Annotated in this window: 22 protein-coding genes and 3 pseudogenes; 16 read left to right on the top strand and 9 right to left on the bottom strand. The window is 69.0% G+C overall.

Features of this window, described 5'->3' with window-relative positions:
• Positions 1-558: 558 nt before the first annotated feature.
• Positions 559-1551: a 4,5-dihydroxyphthalate decarboxylase gene (locus ACWCRD_RS44650; protein WP_450971406.1), complete on the bottom strand. Its 993-nt coding sequence runs from the start codon at positions 1549-1551 to the stop codon at positions 559-561.
• Positions 1552-1651: 100 nt separating this feature from the next.
• Here ACWCRD_RS44650 and ACWCRD_RS44645 point away from each other — a divergent pair, with 100 nt between their 5' ends.
• Positions 1652-2293, top strand: a complete 642-nt coding sequence (locus ACWCRD_RS44645) for a TetR/AcrR family transcriptional regulator (RefSeq protein WP_450971405.1) — start codon at positions 1652-1654, stop codon at positions 2291-2293.
• 83 nt (positions 2294-2376) lie between these two features.
• Here ACWCRD_RS44645 and ACWCRD_RS44640 read toward each other — a convergent pair.
• A pseudogene (locus ACWCRD_RS44640) lies at positions 2377-2511 on the bottom strand (IS5 family transposase); the annotation flags it as partial.
• Positions 2512-2538: 27 nt separating this feature from the next.
• On the opposite strand from ACWCRD_RS44640, the gene ACWCRD_RS44635 reads away from it, so the two are divergent.
• The gene (locus tag ACWCRD_RS44635) at positions 2539-2682 is read left to right on the top strand and encodes a hypothetical protein (protein WP_450971404.1); all 144 of its coding nucleotides are present in this window, start codon (positions 2539-2541) and stop codon (positions 2680-2682) included.
• Between the two features lie 10 nt (positions 2683-2692).
• Here the strand turns inward: ACWCRD_RS44635 and ACWCRD_RS44630 are convergent.
• Positions 2693-3814: pseudogene (locus ACWCRD_RS44630) on the bottom strand (IS630 family transposase).
• Positions 3815-4178: 364 nt separating this feature from the next.
• Here ACWCRD_RS44630 and ACWCRD_RS44625 point away from each other — a divergent pair.
• The 8 genes from ACWCRD_RS44625 to ACWCRD_RS44590 are packed head-to-tail and all read left to right on the top strand — an operon-like array spanning position 4179 to position 12957.
• Entirely contained in the window at positions 4179-5480 is a 1302-nt protein-coding gene (locus ACWCRD_RS44625; protein ID WP_450971403.1) for an extracellular solute-binding protein, read from the top strand.
• A gap of 7 nt (positions 5481-5487) precedes the next feature.
• Entirely contained in the window at positions 5488-6408 is a 921-nt protein-coding gene (locus ACWCRD_RS44620; RefSeq protein WP_450971402.1) for a carbohydrate ABC transporter permease, read from the top strand.
• Complete coding sequence (locus ACWCRD_RS44615) at positions 6405-7286, top strand: carbohydrate ABC transporter permease (protein ID WP_450971401.1); 882 nt, start codon at positions 6405-6407, stop codon at positions 7284-7286. The genes ACWCRD_RS44620 and ACWCRD_RS44615 overlap by 4 nt, the downstream gene beginning before the upstream one ends.
• Entirely contained in the window at positions 7283-8617 is a 1335-nt protein-coding gene (locus ACWCRD_RS44610; protein ID WP_450971400.1) for a carboxylesterase family protein, read from the top strand. The genes ACWCRD_RS44615 and ACWCRD_RS44610 overlap by 4 nt, the downstream gene beginning before the upstream one ends.
• 8 nt (positions 8618-8625) lie before the next feature.
• Complete coding sequence (locus ACWCRD_RS44605) at positions 8626-9756, top strand: ROK family transcriptional regulator (protein ID WP_450971410.1); 1131 nt, start codon at positions 8626-8628, stop codon at positions 9754-9756.
• A gap of 58 nt (positions 9757-9814) precedes the next feature.
• Positions 9815-11341 carry a GMC oxidoreductase gene (locus ACWCRD_RS44600; protein ID WP_450971399.1) on the top strand — a complete coding sequence of 509 codons (1527 nt, stop codon included), beginning with the start codon at positions 9815-9817 and terminating at the stop codon, positions 11339-11341.
• Positions 11342-11356: 15 nt separating this feature from the next.
• A complete protein-coding gene (locus ACWCRD_RS44595; RefSeq protein WP_450971398.1) occupies positions 11357-11965 on the top strand; it encodes a nucleoside deaminase in 609 nt (202 codons plus the stop codon).
• Between the two features lie 14 nt (positions 11966-11979).
• Positions 11980-12957, top strand: coding sequence for a sugar phosphate isomerase/epimerase family protein (locus tag ACWCRD_RS44590; protein WP_450971409.1), 978 nt, complete (start codon positions 11980-11982; stop codon positions 12955-12957).
• A gap of 184 nt (positions 12958-13141) precedes the next feature.
• On the opposite strand, the gene ACWCRD_RS44585 is transcribed toward ACWCRD_RS44590, so the two are convergent.
• Both ACWCRD_RS44585 and ACWCRD_RS44580 read right to left on the bottom strand, forming a co-directional pair.
• Positions 13142-13969, bottom strand: a complete 828-nt coding sequence (locus ACWCRD_RS44585) for a PhzF family phenazine biosynthesis protein (RefSeq protein ID WP_450971408.1) — start codon at positions 13967-13969, stop codon at positions 13142-13144.
• Positions 13970-14074: 105 nt separating this feature from the next.
• Positions 14075-14371 (bottom strand): winged helix-turn-helix transcriptional regulator, encoded by a 297-nt coding sequence (locus ACWCRD_RS44580; RefSeq protein WP_450971397.1) that lies wholly within the window; start codon positions 14369-14371, stop codon positions 14075-14077.
• A 139-nt stretch (positions 14372-14510) separates the two neighbouring features.
• Here ACWCRD_RS44580 and ACWCRD_RS44575 point away from each other — a divergent pair, with 139 nt between their 5' ends.
• Both ACWCRD_RS44575 and ACWCRD_RS44570 read left to right on the top strand, forming a co-directional pair.
• Positions 14511-15095, top strand: a complete 585-nt coding sequence (locus tag ACWCRD_RS44575) for a carboxymuconolactone decarboxylase family protein (protein WP_450971396.1) — start codon at positions 14511-14513, stop codon at positions 15093-15095.
• Positions 15096-15249: 154 nt separating this feature from the next.
• On the top strand, positions 15250-15543 hold the full coding sequence (locus ACWCRD_RS44570) for a DUF1330 domain-containing protein (protein WP_450971395.1): 294 nt from the start codon (positions 15250-15252) through the stop codon (positions 15541-15543).
• 11 nt (positions 15544-15554) lie between these two features.
• Here ACWCRD_RS44570 and ACWCRD_RS44565 read toward each other — a convergent pair whose 3' ends face one another.
• The 3 genes from ACWCRD_RS44565 to ACWCRD_RS44555 form a co-directional block, all read right to left on the bottom strand.
• Positions 15555-16307: a substrate-binding domain-containing protein gene (locus tag ACWCRD_RS44565; protein ID WP_450971394.1), complete on the bottom strand. Its 753-nt coding sequence runs from the start codon at positions 16305-16307 to the stop codon at positions 15555-15557.
• A gap of 322 nt (positions 16308-16629) precedes the next feature.
• A complete protein-coding gene (locus tag ACWCRD_RS44560) occupies positions 16630-16815 on the bottom strand; it encodes a pyridoxamine 5'-phosphate oxidase family protein (RefSeq protein ID WP_450971393.1) in 186 nt (61 codons plus the stop codon).
• Positions 16816-17004: 189 nt separating this feature from the next.
• The gene (locus ACWCRD_RS44555; protein WP_450971392.1) at positions 17005-17343 is read right to left on the bottom strand and encodes a hypothetical protein; all 339 of its coding nucleotides are present in this window, start codon (positions 17341-17343) and stop codon (positions 17005-17007) included.
• Between the two features lie 354 nt (positions 17344-17697).
• Between ACWCRD_RS44555 and ACWCRD_RS44550 the strand changes: the two genes are divergently transcribed.
• The 3 genes from ACWCRD_RS44550 to ACWCRD_RS44540 all read left to right on the top strand — a co-directional run bounded on the left by ACWCRD_RS44550 (position 17698) and on the right by ACWCRD_RS44540 (position 19042).
• Positions 17698-18012 (top strand): hypothetical protein, encoded by a 315-nt coding sequence (locus ACWCRD_RS44550; RefSeq protein WP_450971391.1) that lies wholly within the window; start codon positions 17698-17700, stop codon positions 18010-18012.
• A 151-nt stretch (positions 18013-18163) separates the two neighbouring features.
• Complete coding sequence (locus ACWCRD_RS44545) at positions 18164-18760, top strand: DUF5995 family protein (protein ID WP_450971390.1); 597 nt, start codon at positions 18164-18166, stop codon at positions 18758-18760.
• Positions 18761-18775: 15 nt separating this feature from the next.
• Positions 18776-19042: a hypothetical protein gene (locus ACWCRD_RS44540; protein ID WP_450971389.1), complete on the top strand. Its 267-nt coding sequence runs from the start codon at positions 18776-18778 to the stop codon at positions 19040-19042.
• Positions 19043-19480: 438 nt separating this feature from the next.
• Here the strand turns inward: ACWCRD_RS44540 and ACWCRD_RS44535 are convergent, their stop codons facing one another.
• Entirely contained in the window at positions 19481-20734 is a 1254-nt protein-coding gene (locus ACWCRD_RS44535; protein ID WP_450971407.1) for an ArgE/DapE family deacylase, read from the bottom strand.
• 192 nt (positions 20735-20926) lie between these two features.
• On the opposite strand from ACWCRD_RS44535, the pseudogene ACWCRD_RS44530 reads away from it, so the two are divergent.
• Positions 20927-21277, top strand: a pseudogene (locus tag ACWCRD_RS44530) (Lrp/AsnC family transcriptional regulator); the annotation flags it as partial.
• Positions 21278-21447: the final 170 nt, after the last annotated feature.

Below are 21447 nucleotides of genomic sequence, written 5' to 3'. Positions count from 1 at the left end.
CTACCTCACCCCGCTGGAGACCCGGCAGCGACACGAGCAGGAACACGCCCTCGCAGCGTAAGCATCGAGTGTCCAGCATCACGGGGGAACTTCAGCCCTCGTCCTTGGCGGCCCTGAGCTGTGGTGATGAGCTGAGTCCACGAGCACCAGTGCCAGTCTCAGATGGGTCTGCAGTGCTATGCGACTTGGACGAAGCCGCGTGCCAGTGGGCTGCATGCTGTCCTTGGCCAGGCCACGACGAGATCACTGGCGGGCGATCCTCCAGCGGACGACGACCAGACCGGCGGGCAGCGGCTCATCGATGGGAGCAATAACCTATGTGCCTTCCACAGGACCGCTTGCAGGCACTCCTGCATCGCTCGCATGACCGGCGACGCGTCGTTCTCGTCGTCTCCACTGCCGCTCCAGACGCCCTCCACGCCGGATCGGCAGCCGGCCGCGAGCTTGCCACCGCCTTCCATGCCGCCCTGTATGGGTCTCAGTTGATGGTGATGGCATCGTGGTGGGACACGGTGTCCTAGCGGGACTCGTGGGTGCTTTTGGCCCTGATCGGTGCGACTAGGTGTCGAGGAACTCGGGGATGAAGATGTCGCGGCTGGTCAGCAGGCGCTTGGAGAGGCCCTGCTCGTGGTGGTAGCGCAGGAAGGTGTCGACCGCCTTGCGGTTCGCGCGCATGCCGTAGGGCCACCAGTCCTCGCCGAGCAGGCTGCGGTTGTGTTCGAACAGGCTGCTGAACCAGGGGGTCACCAGGCTCATGTGCTGCTTTGCGGCGTCCTCGATGTATGTGCGTTCGGCCAGGTCTTTGGCCTTGACGAAGGCGCGGTAGACCGAGCGGAGATCCTCGCCACGGTGCACCAGGTCCTTGCGGACGGCGACGATGTGCATCGGGGGGAAGATCCCGGTGCGCCGGTAGTAGTCGCGCTCGACGTTCTCATAGCCGGGGAAGAGCCGGGCGACCTTCGTCGATCCCCGCAACATGGCCTGGGGCACGTCGACTGAGATGAGCGCGTCGATCTCTCCGGACTCGAGCATGGCGCCCAGGGTCTGGCCGTCGTCGGCGTGCCGCACGTGCACGCCGTCCGGTACCGGCTGCGGGAGCCAGTCGAACGCGGGGATGGGATGGTCGGTGCCGCCGATGACCCAGCGGCACTGGTCGACGGTCACGCCGTACTCGTCCGAGAGGATGCCCTTGGGCCAGACCCCTGCGTCGTGTCCGAAGAGCGCGAACTCGCCGAGCGTCTTGCCGGCGAGATCCTGTGGCTTCTCGATCCCCGCCTCGGTGTTCACGAAGATGGCGGAGTGCCGGAAGTTGCGGTTCGGGAAGATCGGCAGCGCCATGAATGGCGCGTCCTCCAGGTCGAATGTACGCAGAAAGTAGGTCAAACCGAGTTCCGCTATGTCGTAGCGGCCTTCGAGCATGTGCCGGAAGAGGTCCGAGACCAGGGGCTCCGTCTCAAAAGTGGCGTCCACCCCCTCGATCTTTGCGCGGCCGTCGAAGAGCGCCTCGGTGTGCTCATACCGGTAGGTGCCGATGGTCAGCTCGGTGCTCATCAAGATCCTCGCTTCCGTGAATGACCTTTCATTTTCACCATGAGCCCGGTACGGTTCCCCTGTCAAGATGAATCTTCATTCACTTTGAGGGAGGCGGGCCATGCCGCGCATCACGCCCGAGCGTCGGGAAGCCAAGCGCGCGGAGATTGTGGCGGCAGCGCGTCGCTGTTTCGCGCGGGGCGGCTTCCACCAGACGTCAATGCCGGACATCGCCGCCGCAGCCGCCGTTTCCGCGGGCGCCCCCTACCGCTACTTCGCGAGCAAGGAGGAGATCATCCTGACCATCGCCGCGGATGCCTTCCGGCTGATCTTCGAGCCGATGGAGCGGGTGGCCGTGGCCGCTGGCGCCCCTTCCCTGGGCGACCTGGCCGCCGCCTCCCTTCAGGCACTGAGCGCCGAGACCGTCACGGACGCCGCAGGGCAGGTGGTGCCGGTCGAAGAACTGTTGCAGTGTGTGGTGCAGACCTGGTCGGAACTGCTGCGCAACGACGGCCTGCACGCCCGCGCCTTGGAAGGCTTCGAAAGAGTCCGTCGCAGCATCGCCGACGCCCTACGCCGCGGACAAGCGGCGGGCACTGCCCAAACTGTGGACCCGGAGAGCGGCGCACGGGTATTGATCGGTCTGCTGCACGGATTCCTGCTCCAGCGTGTGACCTTCGGCTTGACCGACACGGCGGGATTCAACGACGCCGTCCGGGGGTTGCTCGACGGAGCCGAGCGCCCGGACAACACTCCGCGGTGAGCGTTCCGCAGCTCAGAGGGTGTTTTCTCTCGAGGTTTCATCCCGTTATGCGTCTTTGATGAACCATCAGAGAACTCTCCAGGTGGTGTGCATTCCTCGGTGAGGCGGCGGGCCATCAGGGCAATCACCGCGATGTAGATCATGGCGGTGGAGCGCGTCGGGAGGGCTTCATAGTCGCGCGCCAGGCGGCGGTGGGGCACCAGCCAGCCGAACTCTCGACACCTTGGACGTCGTTGCATTTTGGCGTGATCGACCAGGAAAATTGGAGAAGCGCAACTGCGGTACTGGGCTTCCCAGCTGGAGATAAAACAGCAGCAGACGAAGGTTTCACGACCGTGGAATCGGGGCCGGACTCCGACACCATGATCAAGATCATTTCTCGGCAGTGATACGTGGGGGTCATGCCGCCTCAAGCAGGGGTCTGCCACCCCAGCGGATGCCTTTCTCGCTGCGGACGCGGGCACGTTCGCGGCGTTCGGCGGCCAGGACGTCTCGGTGGCGGGTGTTGGCGTTTCGCCGGCGCAGATAGGCATGCAGGGCCCGGGTCTGCACGGTGTGATTGGCGTGGTTGGAGTTGGCGATGGTGAACTACCGCAGCGGTCCGAAGTGGGCCTCGATCGGGTTGGCCCAGGACGCATAGGTCGGGGTGAAGCACAGTTCGACCTTGTGCTTCTTTGCCCAGCGGCGGATGTCGGCGCCTTTGTGGGCGGACAGGTTGTCCAAGATCACATAGATCGGTGCGCCGTCGGGTCGGGCGGCGCGGATCGACTTCAGTGCGGCCAGCGTGTTCCTGGCGCCCTTCCTGCGGCGGTTGACGCCCCACAGGGTGTCGTCGCCGACCGAGTAGCAGCCGTGGACGTACCGCACCCCGTGAGTGCGGTGGTAGGTGGCGGGCAGCCGGTCGGGCCTGGCCTGCTCAGCCCAGCAGCTGCCGCCGGTGGGCCGGATCCCGAGCGGGCCGAACTCGTCGAAGGCGAAGACCCGGTCCGGGAAGCGGTCCAGGACTTCCTCGATCCGGTCCAGCTTCGCCTCACGGTCGGGATCGGGAGACTCCTTCCACGTCTTGGTGCGCTGGAAGGTGACCCCGCGGCGGGCGAGCAGGCAGCGTAATGCCTCATGGCCGATGCGGATCACCCGGCCGTGGACTTTGCGCAGGTAGGCGGCGAGCTTGCGGATCGACCAGCGGGTGAAGGGCTGGCCGAGCTTGGTCGGGCGGGTGGTGGCCGTCTGGATGACGAAGTCCTCGTCGTCATCACTGAGCAGGCGGGGACGGCCTCCCGCCCACCGAGGGTCCAGGCAGGCCAGACCGATCTCGTTGAAGCGGTGGATCACATCGCGCACGGTGTCCTCGTCGGCCTGGACCAGCTGGGCGATCACCGGCACCCGATTCCCGCCGGCAGAGGCCAGCAGCATCATCGCGCGCCGGTATCGCACCGAGTTGGTGCTGCCTCGCCGCACGATCTGCTGCAGCTTCTGACCCTCCTGATCGGTCAGTCTGCGCACACGGACAGGCTCAGCCACCGCACCTCCAGCAGTCGGATCAGACGTCACCCCACATCACCGCCACGACCACCAACCCGGCGAACCAACGCGGTCACAGCACTAGCTCGTTCTCAAGCACCCCACGAACGTGAGCCCGATCGGGCTCACGGTGCGGTCCGCGACTGAGGGCCGGGCACGCCGGCCTCAGAACCCGGATGGGACAGAGCGGGATTTTGCTACAAGTTCCGAAATTTCGGCGTGACCGATGCGCGATGCCACGGCAATCCGCCCGCCCTACGGTCGCTGCCACGCCGTAAAGGCACGATCACGTCCCCTGGGACCGAATTCGCTACTTTCCCCGAAATCCCCACTGTGCTCAGCGCCCTTGAGACAGGAGCCCAACGTGTCCCACCCCTCCAGACGCGGTGTCCTACGGCTGACCGCCGGCACAGCCCTCCTCGGCAGCTTCGCTCTGGCAGGCTGCGGTCGCGGCAGTGACGACGCCGCGGCCGCAGCCACCGCCAAGCCCGTCGACGACTCCCCGGCCAAGGGAACCGTCAACGTCTGGGCCGCCCAGGGCGATGCCGACGTGCTCGACAAGGTCATCAAGCCCTTCAAGGCCGCAAACCCCAAGCTCGCGGTGAAGTTCACGCTGATCCCGAACGCCGAGTACTACACCAAGCTCCAGTCGGCGATCGCGGCGGGCAAGGGACCCGATGTCGCCCAGTTCTTCCCCGAGTCGCAGGCGCAGTTCCTCGATCCGTCCATCCTGCGGCCCGTCCCGGACGGTCTCGTCGACCCGTCCGCCTTCTTCACAAGTCTGTGGAACGCCGGTGTGGTGAAGAACGTCGCCTACACGGTGCCCTGGTACGCCTACACGTATGCGCTCGTCTACCGCGCCGACCTCGCCAGGAAGGCGGGTGTCAAGGCACCGACGACATGGGACGACATGGTGCCGTTCTTCAAGGCGCTGCAGCGCGCCGGAGCCGGGCACGGGCTCGGGGCGGACATCGGCTGGGACATCTTCAACGGCCAGGACGTGGCGATGTACGCCTGGCAGGCGGGCGGCTCGCTGCTCTCGTCCGGCGGCAAGTGGACGCTCGACACGCCGGCGATGGTCGACGCGATCAAGTACAACGCGTCGTTCTTCACCTCGGGCATCGCCGACACCAGCGGACCCACGTTCCTCGACGCGCAGCCGTACTTCGTGTCGGGCAGGACCGCCTGCATGATCACGGGCCCGTGGGTCATCGGCCAGCTCGACGCGGTCGCGAAGAAGACCGGCTGGACGGCCTCCCACGTCGCCACCGCACCCCTGCCGGCCGGATCGTCGGGCGGCGTCTCCTTCTCCGCCGGGGGCAGCTGGGGTGTGCTCGCCGACAGCGGCAACGCGGACGCGGCCTGGAAGCTCATCCGGTACATATCCAAGCCGAGCACCCAGGTCGCGCAGTACAAGGCGTACAGCTCGCTGCCGGCCGTCGCCTCCGCCTGGGCCAATCCCGCCATCGCGGGCCAGCCACTGCTGGACGCCTTTCTCTCGCAGCTGAAGAACACCCGGGCGTTCCCGCAGGTGAGCACGTGGCAGCAGGTCGCCACCCGGCTGGGCAAGGAGATGGAAGCCGTGGCCAAGGGCAAGGGGACCGCCGCGAAGGCAGCCGCCAACGTGCAGGCGTACGCCGAGAGTCTCGGCACGGGCAAGCGGTGATCCCCGGATGACCGCCATCATCGGGCCGGCGACGCCGCGCGGTGCGCGTCGGCCCCGGGGCGCCCGGCGAACCGCTGTCGCCTGGCTGTTCCTAGCACCGTTCGCCCTGGTGTTCCTGCTCTACACGGCGATACCCACCGTCGCCGCGCTCGGGTTCAGCCTCACCGATCTGCACGGCACGGACCTACGGCATCCGCTCGCCGTCAACTTCACCGGCGTCCAGAACTACCTCCGGCTGCTGGAGGACCCGAGTTTCCTGCGGGACATCCTCAACACGGTCCTGTTCGTGGCCGTCGGTGTGCCGTTGACGATGGGGTCCGGCTTCGCGCTCGCCCTCGTGCTCAACTCCGGCATCCGGCGGCTGCGCGGCACGTTCCGTACCGTCTTCTTCGCACCGGTCGTCACGAACGTCGTGGCCGTCGCCATGATCTGGCAGTACGCCTTCAACGCCGACGGCACCGTCAACAAGGTGCTCGGTGCCATCGGTTTCGCCGGGCCGAACTGGCTGGACGACACGCACCTGGCCATGCCCGTGGTCATCGCCCTCGGCGTCTGGCGCAACTTCGGCATCGCGATGGTGCTGTTCCTCGCCGGTCTGCAGGCGGTGCCGCAGGACGTGTACGAGGCCGCCTCTCTCGACGGGGCCGGCCGGTGGCGTCAACTCAGGCACATCACCCTGCCGTTGCTGATGCCGACCACGCTCATGGTGTCGGTGCTGCTGACCGTCTTCTACCTCCAGGTGTTCGACGAGCCGTATCTGCTCACCGGCGGCGGCCCGCTGGGTTCCACCGAGTCGGTGGCGCTGTACACCTACCACGAGTTCGGCGTCGGCGAGTTCGGCGTCTCCTCCGCGGCGTCCTTCGTGATGCTCCTGCTCGTGACGTTGGTGAGCATCGTCCAGTTCCGAATGCTGAGGCCTCGCGCATGACCACCATCGCCGCACCGCGCAATGCCGAGATGACAGGCGAACGGACGCAGGAGCGCCGCCGGCCCGTCGCCCGCCCCCTGCTGTACGGCGCGCTCGTGCTGTGTGCGGTGCTCACGCTGCTGCCGTTCGTCTGGGTGCTCAGCGGCTCGCTGCGCAGCCTCGGCGAGATCCGTTCCGACCCCGGCGCCTGGCTTCCGCGCCACGTCACCCTCGACAACTTCGTACGACTGTTCAGGACCGAGGGCTTCGGCCGGTTCCTGGTCAACAGCATCGTGGTCGCGGTCATCGTCGTCGCCGGCAACATCGTGGCGGCGTCGGCCGCGGGTTACGCGCTCGCCAAGCTGGACTTCGCGGGCAAGCGGCTCGCCTTCGGCGCGGTCATGGCTGCGATGATGGTGCCGTTCACCACCGTGTTCGTCACCCAGTTCGTGATCACCGTCGACCTGGGCCTGGCCGACACCCTCACCGGTATCGCCCTGCCCGGTGCGGCGCTGCCACTGTCCGTGTTCATCATGCGGCAGTACGCCCTGTCGGTCCCCGACGAACTGCTGGAAGCGGCCCGGATCGACGGGGCGGGCGAGTTCCGGATCTTCTTCCGGATCTTCCTGCCGCTGGCGGGCCCCGCCGTCGCGACGATCACGATCATGTCGTTCCTCTACTCGTGGAACAACTTCATCTGGCCGCTCATCGTCGCCCAGAGCACCTCCAGCTACACGCTTCCGGTGGGCCTCGCCGCCACCAGCCAGGCCTCCGCGCACGTCACGGACTACGGCCTGATGCTGGCTGGGGCGATCGTCGTGATGCTGCCGGTCCTCATCCTCTTCCTGTTCCTGCAGCGCTACTTCGTGCAGGGCATCTCCGGAACGGGAATGCGGTGACGGCGGCGGACGTGGTGGAGGCTCCCGCGGGTACGGTCATCGGCCGCCGCACCGGCCGGGTACGGCGCTTCCTCGGCATCCCGTTCGCCGAAGCACCCGTCGGTGTCCGGCGGTTCGCGGCCCCGGTGCCACGCGGCCGGTTCACTCAGTCGTTCGACGCGTCCCGGCACGGTGCCACCTCGCAGCGCGTGCCGCTGTTCGCCACGACCACGATTCCGGAGCCGTCGGTGCCGGGCGACGACGTGCTGAACCTTGGTGTCGTCGCCCCCATGGGCGGTGTGTCCTGCCCGGTGCTGGTGTGGATCCACGGCGGCGGCTTCCTCGCGGGCAGCCCGGCCAGTCCGTGGTACGACGGCCGGGCCTTCGCCCGCGACGGAATCGTGACCGTGACGCCCGGCTACCGCCTCGGCGTCGACGGGTTCGCCCCGGTGGACGGCGTGCCCCCGAACCTCGGGCTGCGCGACCTGCTGCTCGCGCTCGACTGGGTGCGGGAGAACATCGCGGCTTTCGGCGGTGACCCGGACCGGGTCACCGTGGCCGGCCAGTCGGCGGGGGGCGGGGCGGTGCTCGCGTTGCTCTCCTCGCCCCTGGGCAAGGGGCGCTTCCACCGCGCGGTCAGTGTGTCCGGCGGCTTCTTCGAGATGGACGCGGACACCGCGCGCTCCTTCGCCGGGCGGCTCGGTGACCGGCTCGGCGTGCCCCCGACGCGCGACGGCTTCGGCGGCCTCACGGTGGAAAGCGTGCAGCAAGGCGTCCGTCTGCTGCGGAGCGAACGTGTCGACGACAACCCCCTCGTGCTCGGTCCGGTCGTCGGCGACGACATCCTTCCGGTCCCCATGGCCGAGGGACTGGCCATGCACGGACACGACGTGCCACTGCTGCTCGGCGCGACGGGCGACGAGTTCGACGGCAGCGCCCCAGGCGTCCGGAACGCCGCCGCTCGCGCGGCGGGCACCCGGGTGACGGACACCCTGTTGCGCGCCGCCTGCCCCCGTGCGGCCGCCGCGCGTCGCGACGCCACCGCCGGTACCTGGCTGTACTCCTTCGAATGGCCCTCCCCCGTACTCGGCGGAGCCGTGCACTGCGCCGACATCCCGTTCTTCTTCGACGTACTCGACGCGCCGGGCACCACCGCAGCCCTCGGAACACAGCCCCCCTCGGAACTCGCCACCTCCATGCACACCGACCTGGCCGCTTTCGTCCATGGCCGACCGCCGGCCTGGGAGCCGGCGACCGGAAGGCTCGGCGACCCCGCGCGCGAGTACGGCAGGCCCGGCGCGACGCCGGCGGCCGACACCACGGGTGTGTTCGACCCGGTGGTGGTGTGCTGATGCCCGGGATGAACCAGAGCGCCGTCCGGCGGGTCAACACCTCGGTGATCCTTCGCGCGCTGGCGGTGTCGGCCGGGCCGATGACGCTGGCCGCGCTGTCCGCGCGAGTCGGCCTGTCCCGCCGCACCATCGAAGTCGTCCTGGACTCACTCGTCGACGCGGGCTGGGTGAGCGAACTCGACCGAGTGCCGGTGAGCGGCTGTGCCGGACGCCCCGCTCGCCGGTACGAACTGCGGGCTGACCACGCACTGCTGGCGGCTGTGCGCATCACCACCCAGGACGTGTCCGCGGTCGTCGCCGACGTGCGCGGCCGCATCGTCGGCCGGGCGCACCGGCCGCTGCGCGCCTACCAGGATCCGAAGGCCACGCTCGACGACGCGGCGGCGCTGGTGCTTGAGGCGCTCGACGACGCGGGCGGGTCGGCCGACCGGCTGCGGGCCGGCGCGATCGCGAGCGGTGGCGCGATCGACGACGACGGCGTCGTACGACGTCTGGTGCACACCACGCGATGGGAAGGCGTGCACCTGCCCAAGGAACTCGGGCAGCGCATCGGCGTGCCGTGGTTCGCGGACAACGACACCAATCTCGGTGCGCTCGGCGAGCGTTGGCGGGGTGCGGCCGGTGACCACGACAACGTCGTATGGGCGATGCTGGGAAACCGGACCGGTCTGGGCATCCTCATACGCGGGAACGTGCACCGTGGTTTCGAAGGCGCCGCGGGCGAGATCGCCGAGGCGGTGTCGCTGCCGGCCGGCTCGGTCGAGGACCGTCCCGTGGCGTGGCTGACCTCACCGGATCCGGTCCGGCGGAGGGTCGCGCTCGGCCGCTTCGACGCGGCTCGGGCCGGCGATACGGCAGCGCTCGCGGAGGTCGACGAGTTCGTGGAGAACATCGCATCGATCCTGACCACGCTGTCGTGGACGGTCGCGCCGTCGCTCATCGTGCTCGGCGGGGGGCTGGAGGACGCGGCCGACGTACTGCTGCCCCGGGTACGCGAGGCGATGCGCGGCGCCCGTACCCCCGCCGTCGAACTGCGCGCCACCGCTCTGGGCTCTGACGGTCCGCTCATCGGCGCCGTCAAGTTCGTGCTCGACCACATGGACACCGAGTTGTTCGGCCCGCCCGTCCCGAGCGCGTGATCGCGCATTCCACCCGCACTTCTCCCCCCACACCACGTTTCAGGACAGGAGCCCGACCATGACCGGCACCAGCAGGACCGGCGTTCTCATCGTGGGCAGCGGCATCATAGGGTCCGTCGTGGCCCGGCTGCTGCGGGACACCGATCCGGCGCTGGACATCACCATGGTCGACGGCGGCCGGCCGATCGGACCGTCTCCCGGCCTGCACCTGCACGACCTCGACGACCCGGACCTGTGGTCGCGCTACAACGAACGGGTCGCCACCGGCATCCAGGGTCTGTACACGGGCGCCGAAGTGGTGCGCGACGTCGCGGACGGCATCACCGGCCTGGCACCCGGCATGTTCCACGCGCTCGCCTTCGGCGAGGACGCCGAGGCGATGCCGGCTGCGGCCCTCGCGTGGAACGCCGGCGGCATGGGGGTGCACTGGACCGCCGCGACCCCTTGGCCCGCCGGGGAAGAGGTGTTCGACTTCGGCGACCCGGACCGCTGGGCAACGGATCTGGACACCGCGCGCCGCCTGCTCGCGGTCACGCCCGCCGCCATCGGCCCAACCCCGGTCGGACAGCGGGTGCTTGACGTGCTGCGCCGCCGCTACGACGGCGTCGGACCGGCCGACCGGCGGCCGCAGCCGATGCCGATGGCGGTCACCGCGACACCGGCGGGACCGATGCGGCGCACGGCTCCGGGCACGATCTTCCCTCCCATCGCGGGGGGCGGGGACCCGGCCTTCACACTCCTGACCGGCACCCTCGCCACATGCCTCGTCGCCGAGGGCGCCACAGTCGCCGGCGCCCGGCTGCGCCGCGTTTCCGACGGCGCCGAGTCCGAACTCCTCGCCGACACCGTGGTGGTGTGCGCCGACGCCCTGCGCACCCCGCAACTGCTGTTCGCGTCCGGCATACGGCCCCCGGCACTGGGGCGTCACCTCAACGAGCACGCCTTCATCAGCGCCCGGGTGCTGCTCGACCTCGACCGGTTCGGCATCGGCCTCGACGCCCTGCCCATGCCGCTCCCCGGCGAGTTCGCCACAGACTCGCTCTGGCTGCCGCAGAACGGAGCGGAGCAGCCGTTCCACGGCCAGATCATGAACCGCACCTACGTGGACGAGGCCGACCGCCCCTTGGCGCACTCGGTGGGTCTGTCGCTCTACGCCCCCGTCGAGTCCCGCCCCGAGAACCGGCTCGTCTTCTCGGAGTCGGACACCGACCTGGCCGGGATGCCACGGTTCACCGTCGAGTTCGGCTACTCCGACGCCGACCGCGAGCTCATCAGCCGGGCAATGGACCAAGTTCAGTGCCTCGCCGAGGAGTTCGGCACCTTCGATCCCGAGACGGAACTGGCCCTGCTCCCGCCCGGCTCGTCGCTGCACCAGACAGGCACCGTCCGGGCAGGCAGTGCCGACGACGGCACCAGCGTGTGCGACCCCGACGGCCGGGTGTGGGGCTTCGACAACCTGTATCTCGCCGGCAACGGCGTGATCCCCACCGCGATGGCCGCCAACGTCACGCTGGCCGGCGCGGTGACCGCCGTACGGGCCGCGCGCGCCGTCGCTCAACGCATCACCGCGCCCGCCGCCCACTGAGAGGGATTTGGAACCGTGATCGACATCCAGAAGGAGTACCGCGTGGCGCTACCCGCGTGGATCGACGACGAACTCGCCGACGTGCCAGCCGTCATCCCCGACCGGGAGGGCCGGATGCACCTCGTGCACCGCCTCGCCGACCGCAACTGGCGGGAGGGCAACGGCGGTCCGTTCGCGGCACTCGTCGCCGAGCAGGACACCGGCCGGATCATCTCGGTCGGCGTGAACGTGGTCCTCGCCTCCGGTGTCTCCAGCGCGCACGCCGAGGTCGTTGCGCTGGGCCTCGCCCAGACGGCGACCGGCGGCTGGGACCTCGGCGGCGAGGGCATGCCGGCGCACGAGCTGGTCGTCAACTGGCGTCCGTGCGTGCAGTGTTACGGCGCGACGATGTGGTCCGGGGTGCGGGGGCTCGTGGTCGCGGGTGAGGGGCCGGACCTGGAGGAGATCACGACCTTCGACGAGGGCCCGCTCGGGGCGGACTGGGCCGATCAGTTCGAGGCACGCGGCATCAAGGTCGTACGGGATGTGCTGCGGGACGAGGCGCTCGCCGTGTTCCGCGGCTACCGGGACGCCGTCGACGCCGAGGGCGTAACCGTCTACAACGCCCGCGGAGGCACCGTATGACACTGCTGGATCCGCTGACACCGCGTTTCGCGACCGACGTCATCACCTTCTACCATCCGGACTTCTGGGGGCTGGACTCCGCCGACGCCCTGCGCGACTGGGCCCGCGACCATCCCCGGCCCTTCTGGGAACGAGTGATGGAGGCGCTGACTCAGGCCGGCGTCACCGGCCTGGAGCTGACCTTCGCACCCGGCGACATCGACTCGGTTCTGCGCGCCTTCGGCAGCGCGGCCTCCCTCCGCCGCGAACTGGCGGCCCGCGGTCTGTCCGTGGTGAGCGCGTTCGTCGCCGGCAGCGACGCCCCCGACTGGCGGCAGAGCGGCAACCTCCCCGCGATCGTCGCCGACGCCGAACGACGCGCCGCCTTCCTCGCCGAGGCGGGGGCGGACGTGCTCGTCGCCGGACTGCCGATGCGGACGACGTTCGGGACGCGTCCGCCGTTCTTCGTGGACGCCGCGTACATGACCCGGATGGCCGACATCGCCCACGCGGTCGGCGAGGCCGTCTCTTGGTACGGCGTGAAACTCGCCTTCCACACGGAGTCCAACAGCACCCTCTGGTACGAGAGGGACATCGACCTGTTCATGGCCCTGACCGATCCGCGCTACGTGTGGCTGTGCCCCGACTCCTGCCACATCGCGCTCGGCGGGGGCGACCCCGTGGCCGTCGCGCGCCGTCACTCCCGGCGCATCGCGCTCGCGCACTGGAAAGACGCCGTCAAGCCGATCGACGTCGAACTCACCATCGACGAGACGGTCTTCGCCCAGCAACAGCCCTACATGACCGAACTGGGCACCGGCATCGTGGACTGGAGGGCATGGGCCGACGCGATGTCCCGGACGCCCGGCGCCGACATTGTCCTCGTCGAGCTCGACGAGGCTGCTGATCCCGTTGCCGCTCTGCGGGCGGGAAGAGCCGTTGCGGAGGCGGCCCGGGCGCGGCCGATGGCCGGCGATCACGCCGCGCACATCGAAAGACAGGGCCAGGCATGACCGCTCCGCCGAGCACTCCCCGCACGCACCCGCCACCGACGGCACCTTCGCCCGGTCCGCGCCCGCGACGGCGACCGCGGCCGGCGGGGGGCAGCGCACCCCGCGCCTGCAGGGCGCCGTCCTCGGCGCAGACATGAGTGTGACGATCGCCTGACATCCCGGCCGCTGATGAGCTGCCGACCGGTCATGGCATGCGGATGCTGCCTGTGACTTCCGCGGCGCCGCCCACATGGACCCGCAGCCCCGACGGGTCGGGGTGTGCGGTGGCGGTGATCGTGGAGGGGCTGCCGAGGGAGTCACCCATGTCGACTGCGATGTCGCTGATGCCCTGGCCGGCCAGGTGCGCTGCGAGGCAGGCGGTGCTGTTGGCGTTGGCGATGTCTTCTTCGACGCCGATCGACGGGGCGAACATGCGGGCGGCGACGCGGCCGTTGGGCGTCGGTCCCGCGTAGGCGCAGCAGCCCAGGAGCCCGAGACGGTCGCAGGCGGCACGGAGGCGTTCGAAGTTTGGGCTGAGGGTGGTGAGAGCGGACCGCGTAGTGAGGGGAACCAGCAATCGCGACCGCCCCACCGAGGCGACGCGGGTACCGGGAGCGAGTGTGCCCGAGGTGACACCGAGAGCGGGCAGGACAAGGTCGCACTCGATCGCTGTGGGCCTGCGCAGGTCTACCGGACCGGGGTCGAAGGCGGCATGGACATGCGTCTTCTCCCGTACGGACCAACCAGGGAAGACGCGCCCTGCCGCATGGATGGTGACTCGATTCTCCCGACTCCCGGCGCGCTCGGCCAGGAAAGCCAGAGCTGCAACCGTCCCATGACCGCACGCGGGCAGTTCTCCCTCGGCGGTGAAGAAGCGGAGGGACACATCCGGACCGTCTCGTCGGCTGTCGTGCACCGACACGAAAACGGCGTGCGAGGTTCCCATCCGAACCGGCACACCACGGCGTTCATCGTCACTCAGCGGCGCCTCGTCCAGTACCGCGGTGGGACTACCGCCTTGCCCCTCGCGCATGCACGCGCGGACGATCGTGACGGGCAGACCCTGCCTACTCATCGCAGTGCCGTGACCCTTGCGCCCGACCGGCGCCCGCTCCCCCGCCCACCGCCGGTTCCACCCTCATGCCTCCGCAGGATCCTCTTCGTTCTGTTCTTGCGCCTGCGCCCAGGCGATCGCCCATTCGTTGAACGGTCGGAGGGCCTGACTGAGTTCTGCCCCCGAGCGCGTGAGCTCGTAGCCGTCGGCCGAGGGGGCGATGATTCCGTTTGCCGTGAGTTCGCGAAGCCGCTGGTAGAGGACGCTGGATGACAGTCCTTCACACCGCGCCAGCAGTGCGCGGGCGCCGAGCGGACCCGCACGCAGCTCCCAGAGAACGCGCAGCGCCCACCGACGGCCGAAGAGGTCCATCGCGGCCATGAGCGGACGGCCGGTCGTCGATCCACGAACCGGTGTTCCTGGGCGCGGTGTCGGCATGCCCCTCCTTGCGTTTCGTTATCCGAAACACTAGCATCCTTGGTGTGTTTCGGATTTCGAAACAACCTCAACGGGAGCGCCGATGTCGCGAATAGCCCTGCTGGAACCGCCGTACGCCGACGAGGCCGACGCGCTGCTCGCGCGCATGATGCCCGGGAACGTGCCGCCGATCGGGCTGTTCCGGATGTTCGCCAGAAACCCCCCGATGGCCGGCGCCATGCACGGCTGGGGGCGCTATGAGCTGGGCCGGCAACTGACCCTGACCATGAGGGAACGCGAGATCGCCATCGACCGGACATGCGTGCTGTGCGGCTGTGAGTACGAGTGGGGCGTGCACATGATGACGTTCGGCGAGCGGGTCGGGCTCACCCGCGAGCAGGCGGCATCCCTGGTGCACGGCGGCCCCGCTGACGCGTGCTGGACGTCCGAGCGGGAACGGCTGCTCATCCTCGCCGCCGACGCGCTCCACGAGCGTTCCGACATCGAAGACGCGCTGTGGACACGACTCGCGTCGGTCTTCGACGAACTCGAACTGCTCGATCTGCTTCTGCTGTGCGGGTGGTACCACGCCGTCAGCTTCGCCGCGCGCGCCGCGCGCGTGCCGCACGAGCCCGGCGCGCCTCGCTTCGCCGACTTCCTCCCCATCACGACCGCGACCAACCGGTGAGCACTGCCCAGGAGCACTCCCAGGCGCGGCTGCCCTGATCCTCGTTCCGTTCTCTGTGCTGGGTTCGTCGCAGGCAAGCCCCGCTCTCACCCGCCAACGCTCGTCCGAGACCAACCCGTAAGTCAGATGTACTCATTCCAACACTGGAGGCTCCATGCCCAAGGGATACTGGGTCAGCGTCTACCGCACCATTTCGGACCCTGAGAAGCTCGCTGCCTACAACAAGCTGGCCCGCCTGGCCGTCGAGGCCGGGGGCGGTCGGACCTTCGTCCGCGGCGGACGGGTCGTCGCGCATGACGGCGGAATCACCGAGCGCACCGTCCTGGTCGAGTTCGACAGCTTCGACCAGGCTGTCGCGGCGCGCGAGAGTGCGGCCTACCAGGAGGCACTGGCCGTCCTCTCCGACAGCGTCGAGCGCGACTTCCGCATAGTCGAAGGCATCGACTGACCGAGGTCCAGTCATTGCGAGGGCGCTTGGCCCGCGCGACGTGTGGACCGTCGAGGGAACAGCACCGGCTGTACGAGCCGATGCCGGTCGACGCCGCTGCGGGCGTTGATGACGGCGATCAGCAGGTCGACCGCTTCGGCACCCACCCGGTCCGGATTGAGGCTGAGGGTGGTGAGGGGCGGGGTGGTCGTCGCATGGTCCGGATCCTCGCTGACGCACGCCACCAGCAGACCCCTCGGCACTCGAAGACCGCGGCGACGAGCCGCGGCGAGGATGTTGTGACCGGAGTCGGAGTAGACGCCGACGACCGCGTCCGGCCTTGGATCCTGGTCGAGCAGCCGGCCGACGGCGTCCTGCTCGACCGCGAAGGGATCGGGCAGCGGGGCGTACTCCTCCACGAGGCCGGACAAGCCGTGTTTGTCGCACCAGGACCGGTAGGCGTGCGCGATCAGGTCAGGGTACGCATCGTCGTGCAGGGGCACGGAGAGCCCGATCCGCCGGGCGCCGCGCTGCGTGAGGTGGTCGAGCAGGAGGTGCAGGCCCGCTTCGTGGTCGGTGTCCACCCACGCGTCGCCCCAGTGCGGCTGGGGCGGGCGGCCTTCGCCGACCATCGGTATGCCACGCTGCCGCAGGAGGGAACGCACCGGATCCTCAACACGCGGATCGACGTGGATGACCCCGTCCATCGGCGTGTTGAGCCACATCCACGGCGACATCGAACTCGGCATCACCTGGAGCAGGAAGCGCGGCGCTCGGGCCAACACCTCGGAAGCCTCTCCGGCCTGCCGGTCGGGAGCAGGCCGAGGTGCTGTATGAGGAGACGGGGCAGCTCAAGTGGGCCCTGGGACACCACCTGGCGTCGGCGATGACGCCATGGCGCGCTCGCCGAGCCCACGATGCGTGGCACCCAAGTCCCGGGGTATTCGAACCGGGCTGGGACGGAGGCGGCGCAGCGCCTGGGGAGGTCCGCGCCGCCTCCTGCCCGCCGGTGGGTATGACGCGGTGAGCGCATGAGAAGGCCCCTCGTACACCATCCCCCGGTCGACGCGGAGTTGTGCAGCAGCACCGATCCGCCGTGCGTACGGATCACGACGGCTCGCCGTCGACCAGATGGTCGACCGGGCGCATCACCGCCAACGCCCGCTGGGTGAAACCGATGCGGCCCATGGGACCACTGGCCAGCAGGGCCAGGCACTCCTCGCGGCCGGGCCGCAGAACAAGACCTGTGCCAGCGATGAGCTGCGGAACGCTGACGGGCGGCCGTCCCGTCACATTCTCAAGGGCAGTGGTGTAACGGGCCCCCCGAGGGCAGGCCCGTTACGCCGCGCGTCTGTGGCGGGTCCCACCACAGATTGATCAAGGTCACCACGCCGCTGTCGAGCTTGTACACGGCGTCTTTCAGACAACGGAATCCCCTGCCGCACTCGGACGCCGGCGGGTGCCGCCGTCGCTGGGAGGCGGCTACGAGCCGAAGCTCACGCTGTGGGGGAGGTCGCCGAAGAAGTCGGTGAACTGGCCAGGCTGCAGGCTGCCCCAGGCGTTCTGGCAGTTGCCTTCGAAGTAGAGCGTGGCAGTGGCGTTGGTCTGGTTCGAAGCATTGGTCGCTCCATCATGGAGCGGCTCGCACACGCGGAGGGGCGGATCGCTGATCTGGAAATCCCCCACCGACGAGTGATAGAAGAACGTGCCTGCGGCGGCGTATGCGCTGCTCATGGGCAGCGCGATGAAAAGCGCGAGAGCAGCCCCCGCAATCAGGGCCAGGCGACCGAGGCGCGTCGCCGGAATACGTCTGATGGTCATGAGCGCAACGGTTCCAGACGGCACCAGGGCCCCCAAGGTGGTACGGCTCGAACCAGGAAACAGAAAGGACAGTGCGCGCCCCCACCGCGCCTCGCGCGCGGTCCTCACGCCCTTGCTGCCCAGGGCTCCGTCCACAGTCCGTTAATGATCTTTGTTGTGATCACAGACTGTCTGGCCTTGGCTTCATGGTGGTCGGGCGTTCGCACTCCAAGACCAACACGGGACGCTGCTCTTACGCGCCCCCACGCTCACGCCTGTGCGCCATCGCCTCGTCCACATGCAGAAGGACACCACGGGTCATGTTCATGAGCAACACATGGCCGCCGGCCAGAATTCCGAGACCCCGGAGAGACCGTGCGACGACTCCCTGCCATCCTCGGCGCCCTCACCGCAGCCATGCTGGTCGCCGTGGCCCTACCGACATCGTCCCAGGCCGCCACGGGCAGATTCGACTACACCGGCACGGATGGCGTACCCAGCGTGATCTTCAATCCTCCCGACGGTCCGTGTATCGGTTTCAACGAGCCCGCGGTCGGTGTCGACAACCAAACAGACACCGGTGCCACCCTCTACACCGGTCTTGCCTGCAGCAGCGTCACCGAGTTCGTCCCAGCACGAACCGGAATCACCTGGGGCACGTACAGGCCCAACAGCGTGCGGTTCGGCTGATCGCTGCCCTCCCGCGGGTACCGTCTTCACCCGCACCGGCCGGAGCGGAAAGCTGTCGGTGCTCACGCCAACTGCGTCGCCCGGTCGGCCCATCGTCGTTGGGCACGGCCAGGGGCGGCGACCCCGCTTTCTCCTGCGGAAGGTGTTCGGTGTGCGGGTGAGCAGCTTGGCGCGCACGGGTGCGGCGGCGGTGGCGACGGCTGTGCTGTGGGTCAACGGCGGAGTGCCGGCGGGGGCGGAAGGGAAGGGTGGGCGGCAGGCCCCGTGCAGCGGGCCGGTGGTGGCGTGTGTGGCTGTGCACGCGCGATCGCTCACGGCAGTGCGAGAGCAGCAGGGCTGCGATCACCGGGCGCCGTTCACAGCGCTGTACGTGCGGGTGCAGCAGGCCCTGGGGGACACTCTGCGAGAACAGCCAGCCCTCTTCGCCGAACCGTCGTGGACAGGAGGCGAGCGCAACGACGCATTCGTCGACGCCTACCTGCGGTCATACGAGGCCGACCGGGACGTTCAGCCGGTGCCGGACGCCTGGCGCATCGCCTTCGCCGCAGCGCGCGCGGGTGACACCAATGCCGGGCAGGACGCGTCGCTGGGGGCCAACGCCCATATCCAGCGCGACATGCCCTACGTGCTGGCCTCCTTGGGGCTTGTCGGGAAAGACGGCCACTCTCGCAAGGGCGACTTCGACCGGGCGGAACGGATCCTGGACCGTGCGTACGGACCAGCGGTGGCCGACATCGTGCGCCGCTAAGATCCACTGCTCGCGGTGGCCGACGGCCGGTGGAACCCGGTCTCACGACTGGGTACGCACGAGCTGTTGGTGCTCTGGCGCCAGAACGCGTGGCACTATGCCGAGCAGTTGACCGCCGCCCGCAGCGAGAGGGCACGGCGGGCGGTCGCCCGGACCATCGAGGTGAACGCCAGCGCCTGGGGCAGGCTTCTGGCGGCTGTGCGGGTCCCCGGTTACGGGCAGGTGCGCGACGAGTACTGCCACGAACAGCGAGCCCCTGCGGCCGACCTCAACAGCCCCTGACCTGGCTGATCGCGTACGGGGCCTCCTCAGCCAGAGCGAAGCGCCCGGCACTGGGCAGAACCCGCCTGCCACCCCACACCCGAGTCAACCGGGGTCCCGGCGGCAACACGCGGATCTCCAAACGATCGAACAACAGACCACCCTATGAGGCGCGCTGAGGTCGACGCGCGGCCCGGCGACAGTCACCTCCACCCGGCCGCCCGGCCGTAGGAGCGACGACGAGGTGTCTCCTGGTGTTGTGACCATCGACCACGGCCGGGCGGGGCGCCTCCCGAAGTCGTGCAACACCTGCCGTCGGAACTCGCGTGAACAGACCTACAAGAGACTGTTTTTCCCTGTCGGTTTTTTCCCTTGCCGGTCAGGACCACCGCTGACTTCCCGTAGGGGCATCCCGCATACGAAGGCGTCGGCAACCGCCTGGCCAGAGGGTTGGCGGTACTACTTGGTGCCGACTGCGCGCAGTGTGGCCAGTACCAGTGCCCGGGTGACGGTGACGATTTCGCTGACGCGGACCTGTTCCTGCGGGCTGTGCGCCAGGCGTACGTCGCCGGGGCCGTACTGCAGTGTGGGGATGCCCGTCCCCGAGTACAACCGCAGGTCACTGCCATAGGGGGCGCCTCGCTCCGGCGGTCGCGGGCCGCCGGTGACATCGGCGTACGCGTCGCCGACCAGGGCTGCGAGCGGGTGCCCGGCGGTCAGCTGTCCGCTGGCGAACTGGCCTCCGGGCCACGTCACCTTGGCGGGGTGAGAGCGCAGCCACGGGTCGTCCGCGCAGGCTTCGGCCACGCACGCCTCCAGTTCGGTGCGCGCCTGGGCCGGATCCTCGCCCAGCTTTACGCCCAGTCTTCCCTCGGCCACCAGCAGATCGGGCACACTGCTGGCCCAGTCACCGGCCCGGACGGTGCCCACGGACAGCGGGTACGCGATGGGGTATTCGGCCATCAGGGGGGCGACGTCGGTGTTGCGGCGGGTTTCCAGATGGGCGAGCGCGCGGTGGATGGGCAGGTAGGCGTCGATGGCGCTCACACCCGCGTACCGGGTGCTGCCGTGGGTGGCGCGGCCGGGTACCTCGATGCGGAAAGTCAGGGCACCGGCGTTCGCGGTCATGAGGGCGCCGCTGGTCGGTTCCGTGATGATGCAGGCGTCACCGGTGTGACCGCGTTCAAGAGTGCCGAACGCTCCAAGCCCTCCGTCCTCCTCGCTGACGACGAAGTGCGCGGACACCCGGCCGCGCAGCTTCGCGCCCGCTGTCCGTATCGCGGCCAGGGTGGCGAGGATCGCCACCACGCCGGCCTTCATGTCGCACGCTCCCCGGCCGTGCACCACGTCGGCGCTGACCCGAGGCCGGAACGGGTCCCCCGTCCATTGCGTCAGGTCCCCGGGAGGGACGACATCGACATGGCCCTGGAGGACCAGGATCGGCCCGTCGCCCTGCTGCTGCGTGTCGCCCACCAGGCCCCACGCCTCCGTGCGCGGGGCTTCGCTGCCCGGGAAGCGGGGATGCGCACGCAGCTCGGGCAGGTTCATGGACCACAGGTCGACATCGAGATCCAACCGCTCCAGGTGCCGGGCCAGGATGTGCTGCAGCTCGGACTCCGCGGCACTCCCCGTCACGCTGGGAACGCCGAGAAGTTCCTGCAGAGTCCGGGCGATGCCCGCCTCGTCCACTGCGGCCAGCGCGGACGCTTCCATGTCGCTCACGTTTGCTGTCATCGAGACGCTCTCCCGGCATGTGACATCAGGACAAGCCGGAGGCTACGGTTGCGGCCGCAGCGCAAACAATCGCCATTCACTGCGATTCACCGTTGTTTTCTTGCAATGTCAACAGCGAAGTAGTTCTTTGTTGCGTCTCTGCAGTGCCCTCCTGACGCCTGGAGTCAAGCCATGGACACCATCGACCAAGCGATCATCCGCTGCATGCTGCGCAACGCCCGCTCCACGTACGCCGAGATCGGCCAGGCGGTCGGCTTGTCCGCTCCCGCTGCGAAGCGGCGTCTCGACCGCCTGGTGGCCACGGGCGCGATCCGCGGTTTCACCGCTCTCGTCGACCCCCAGGCGCTGGCCTGGCACACCGAGGCATTCGTCGAGGTCTACTGCACCGGCAACCCCACCCCCGCCCAACTGCGCCAAGCCCTGGAAGACATCCCCGAAGTCATCGAAGCCTGCACCGTCTCCGGAGCGGCCGACGCAGTGCTCCACATGCTTGCCAAAGACATCCCCCATCTGGAACTGGCCATCCAACGGGTACGCGCCACCTCCCCCGTCGACCGGACCGAGAGCGCCATCGTGCTTTCCCGGCTGCTCAACCGGCTGAGGGGCCACGAAGTTTCCGGACAGGCACCCAATAGGGTTGTCCTGAACAAGGAAACGAGGAAGAAGTGGCGCCACCCAGTAAGTATTCGCCG

This window comes from Streptomyces sp. NPDC002092 (assembly GCF_053593775.1).
The sequence above is the reverse complement of the archived record's forward strand: the minus strand, read 5'-3'. Positions and strand labels throughout refer to the sequence as shown.

Bases quoted from the DNA above. Each gene is read 5' to 3' on its own strand.
- ACWCRD_RS44535 (WP_450971407.1), bottom strand. From the start codon at position 20,734: ATGGAAGCGTCCGCGCTGGCCGCAGTGGACGAGGCGGGCATCGCCCGG.
- ACWCRD_RS44585 (WP_450971408.1), bottom strand. From the start codon at position 13,969: ATGCGCGAGGGGCAAGGCGGTAGTCCCACCGCGGTACTGGACGAGGCG.
- ACWCRD_RS44570 (WP_450971395.1), top strand. From the start codon at position 15,250: ATGCCCAAGGGATACTGGGTCAGCGTCTACCGCACCATTTCGGACCCT.
- ACWCRD_RS44605 (WP_450971410.1), top strand. From the start codon at position 8,626: ATGAACCAGAGCGCCGTCCGGCGGGTCAACACCTCGGTGATCCTTCGC.
- ACWCRD_RS44615 (WP_450971401.1), top strand. From the start codon at position 6,405: ATGACCACCATCGCCGCACCGCGCAATGCCGAGATGACAGGCGAACGG.
- ACWCRD_RS44650 (WP_450971406.1), bottom strand. From the start codon at position 1,551: ATGAGCACCGAGCTGACCATCGGCACCTACCGGTATGAGCACACCGAG.
- ACWCRD_RS44580 (WP_450971397.1), bottom strand. From the start codon at position 14,371: ATGGCCGCGATGGACCTCTTCGGCCGTCGGTGGGCGCTGCGCGTTCTC.
- ACWCRD_RS44620 (WP_450971402.1), top strand. From the start codon at position 5,488: ATGACCGCCATCATCGGGCCGGCGACGCCGCGCGGTGCGCGTCGGCCC.
- ACWCRD_RS44575 (WP_450971396.1), top strand. From the start codon at position 14,511: ATGTCGCGAATAGCCCTGCTGGAACCGCCGTACGCCGACGAGGCCGAC.
- ACWCRD_RS44645 (WP_450971405.1), top strand. From the start codon at position 1,652: ATGCCGCGCATCACGCCCGAGCGTCGGGAAGCCAAGCGCGCGGAGATT.
- ACWCRD_RS44600 (WP_450971399.1), top strand. From the start codon at position 9,815: ATGACCGGCACCAGCAGGACCGGCGTTCTCATCGTGGGCAGCGGCATC.
- ACWCRD_RS44555 (WP_450971392.1), bottom strand. From the start codon at position 17,343: ATGACCATCAGACGTATTCCGGCGACGCGCCTCGGTCGCCTGGCCCTG.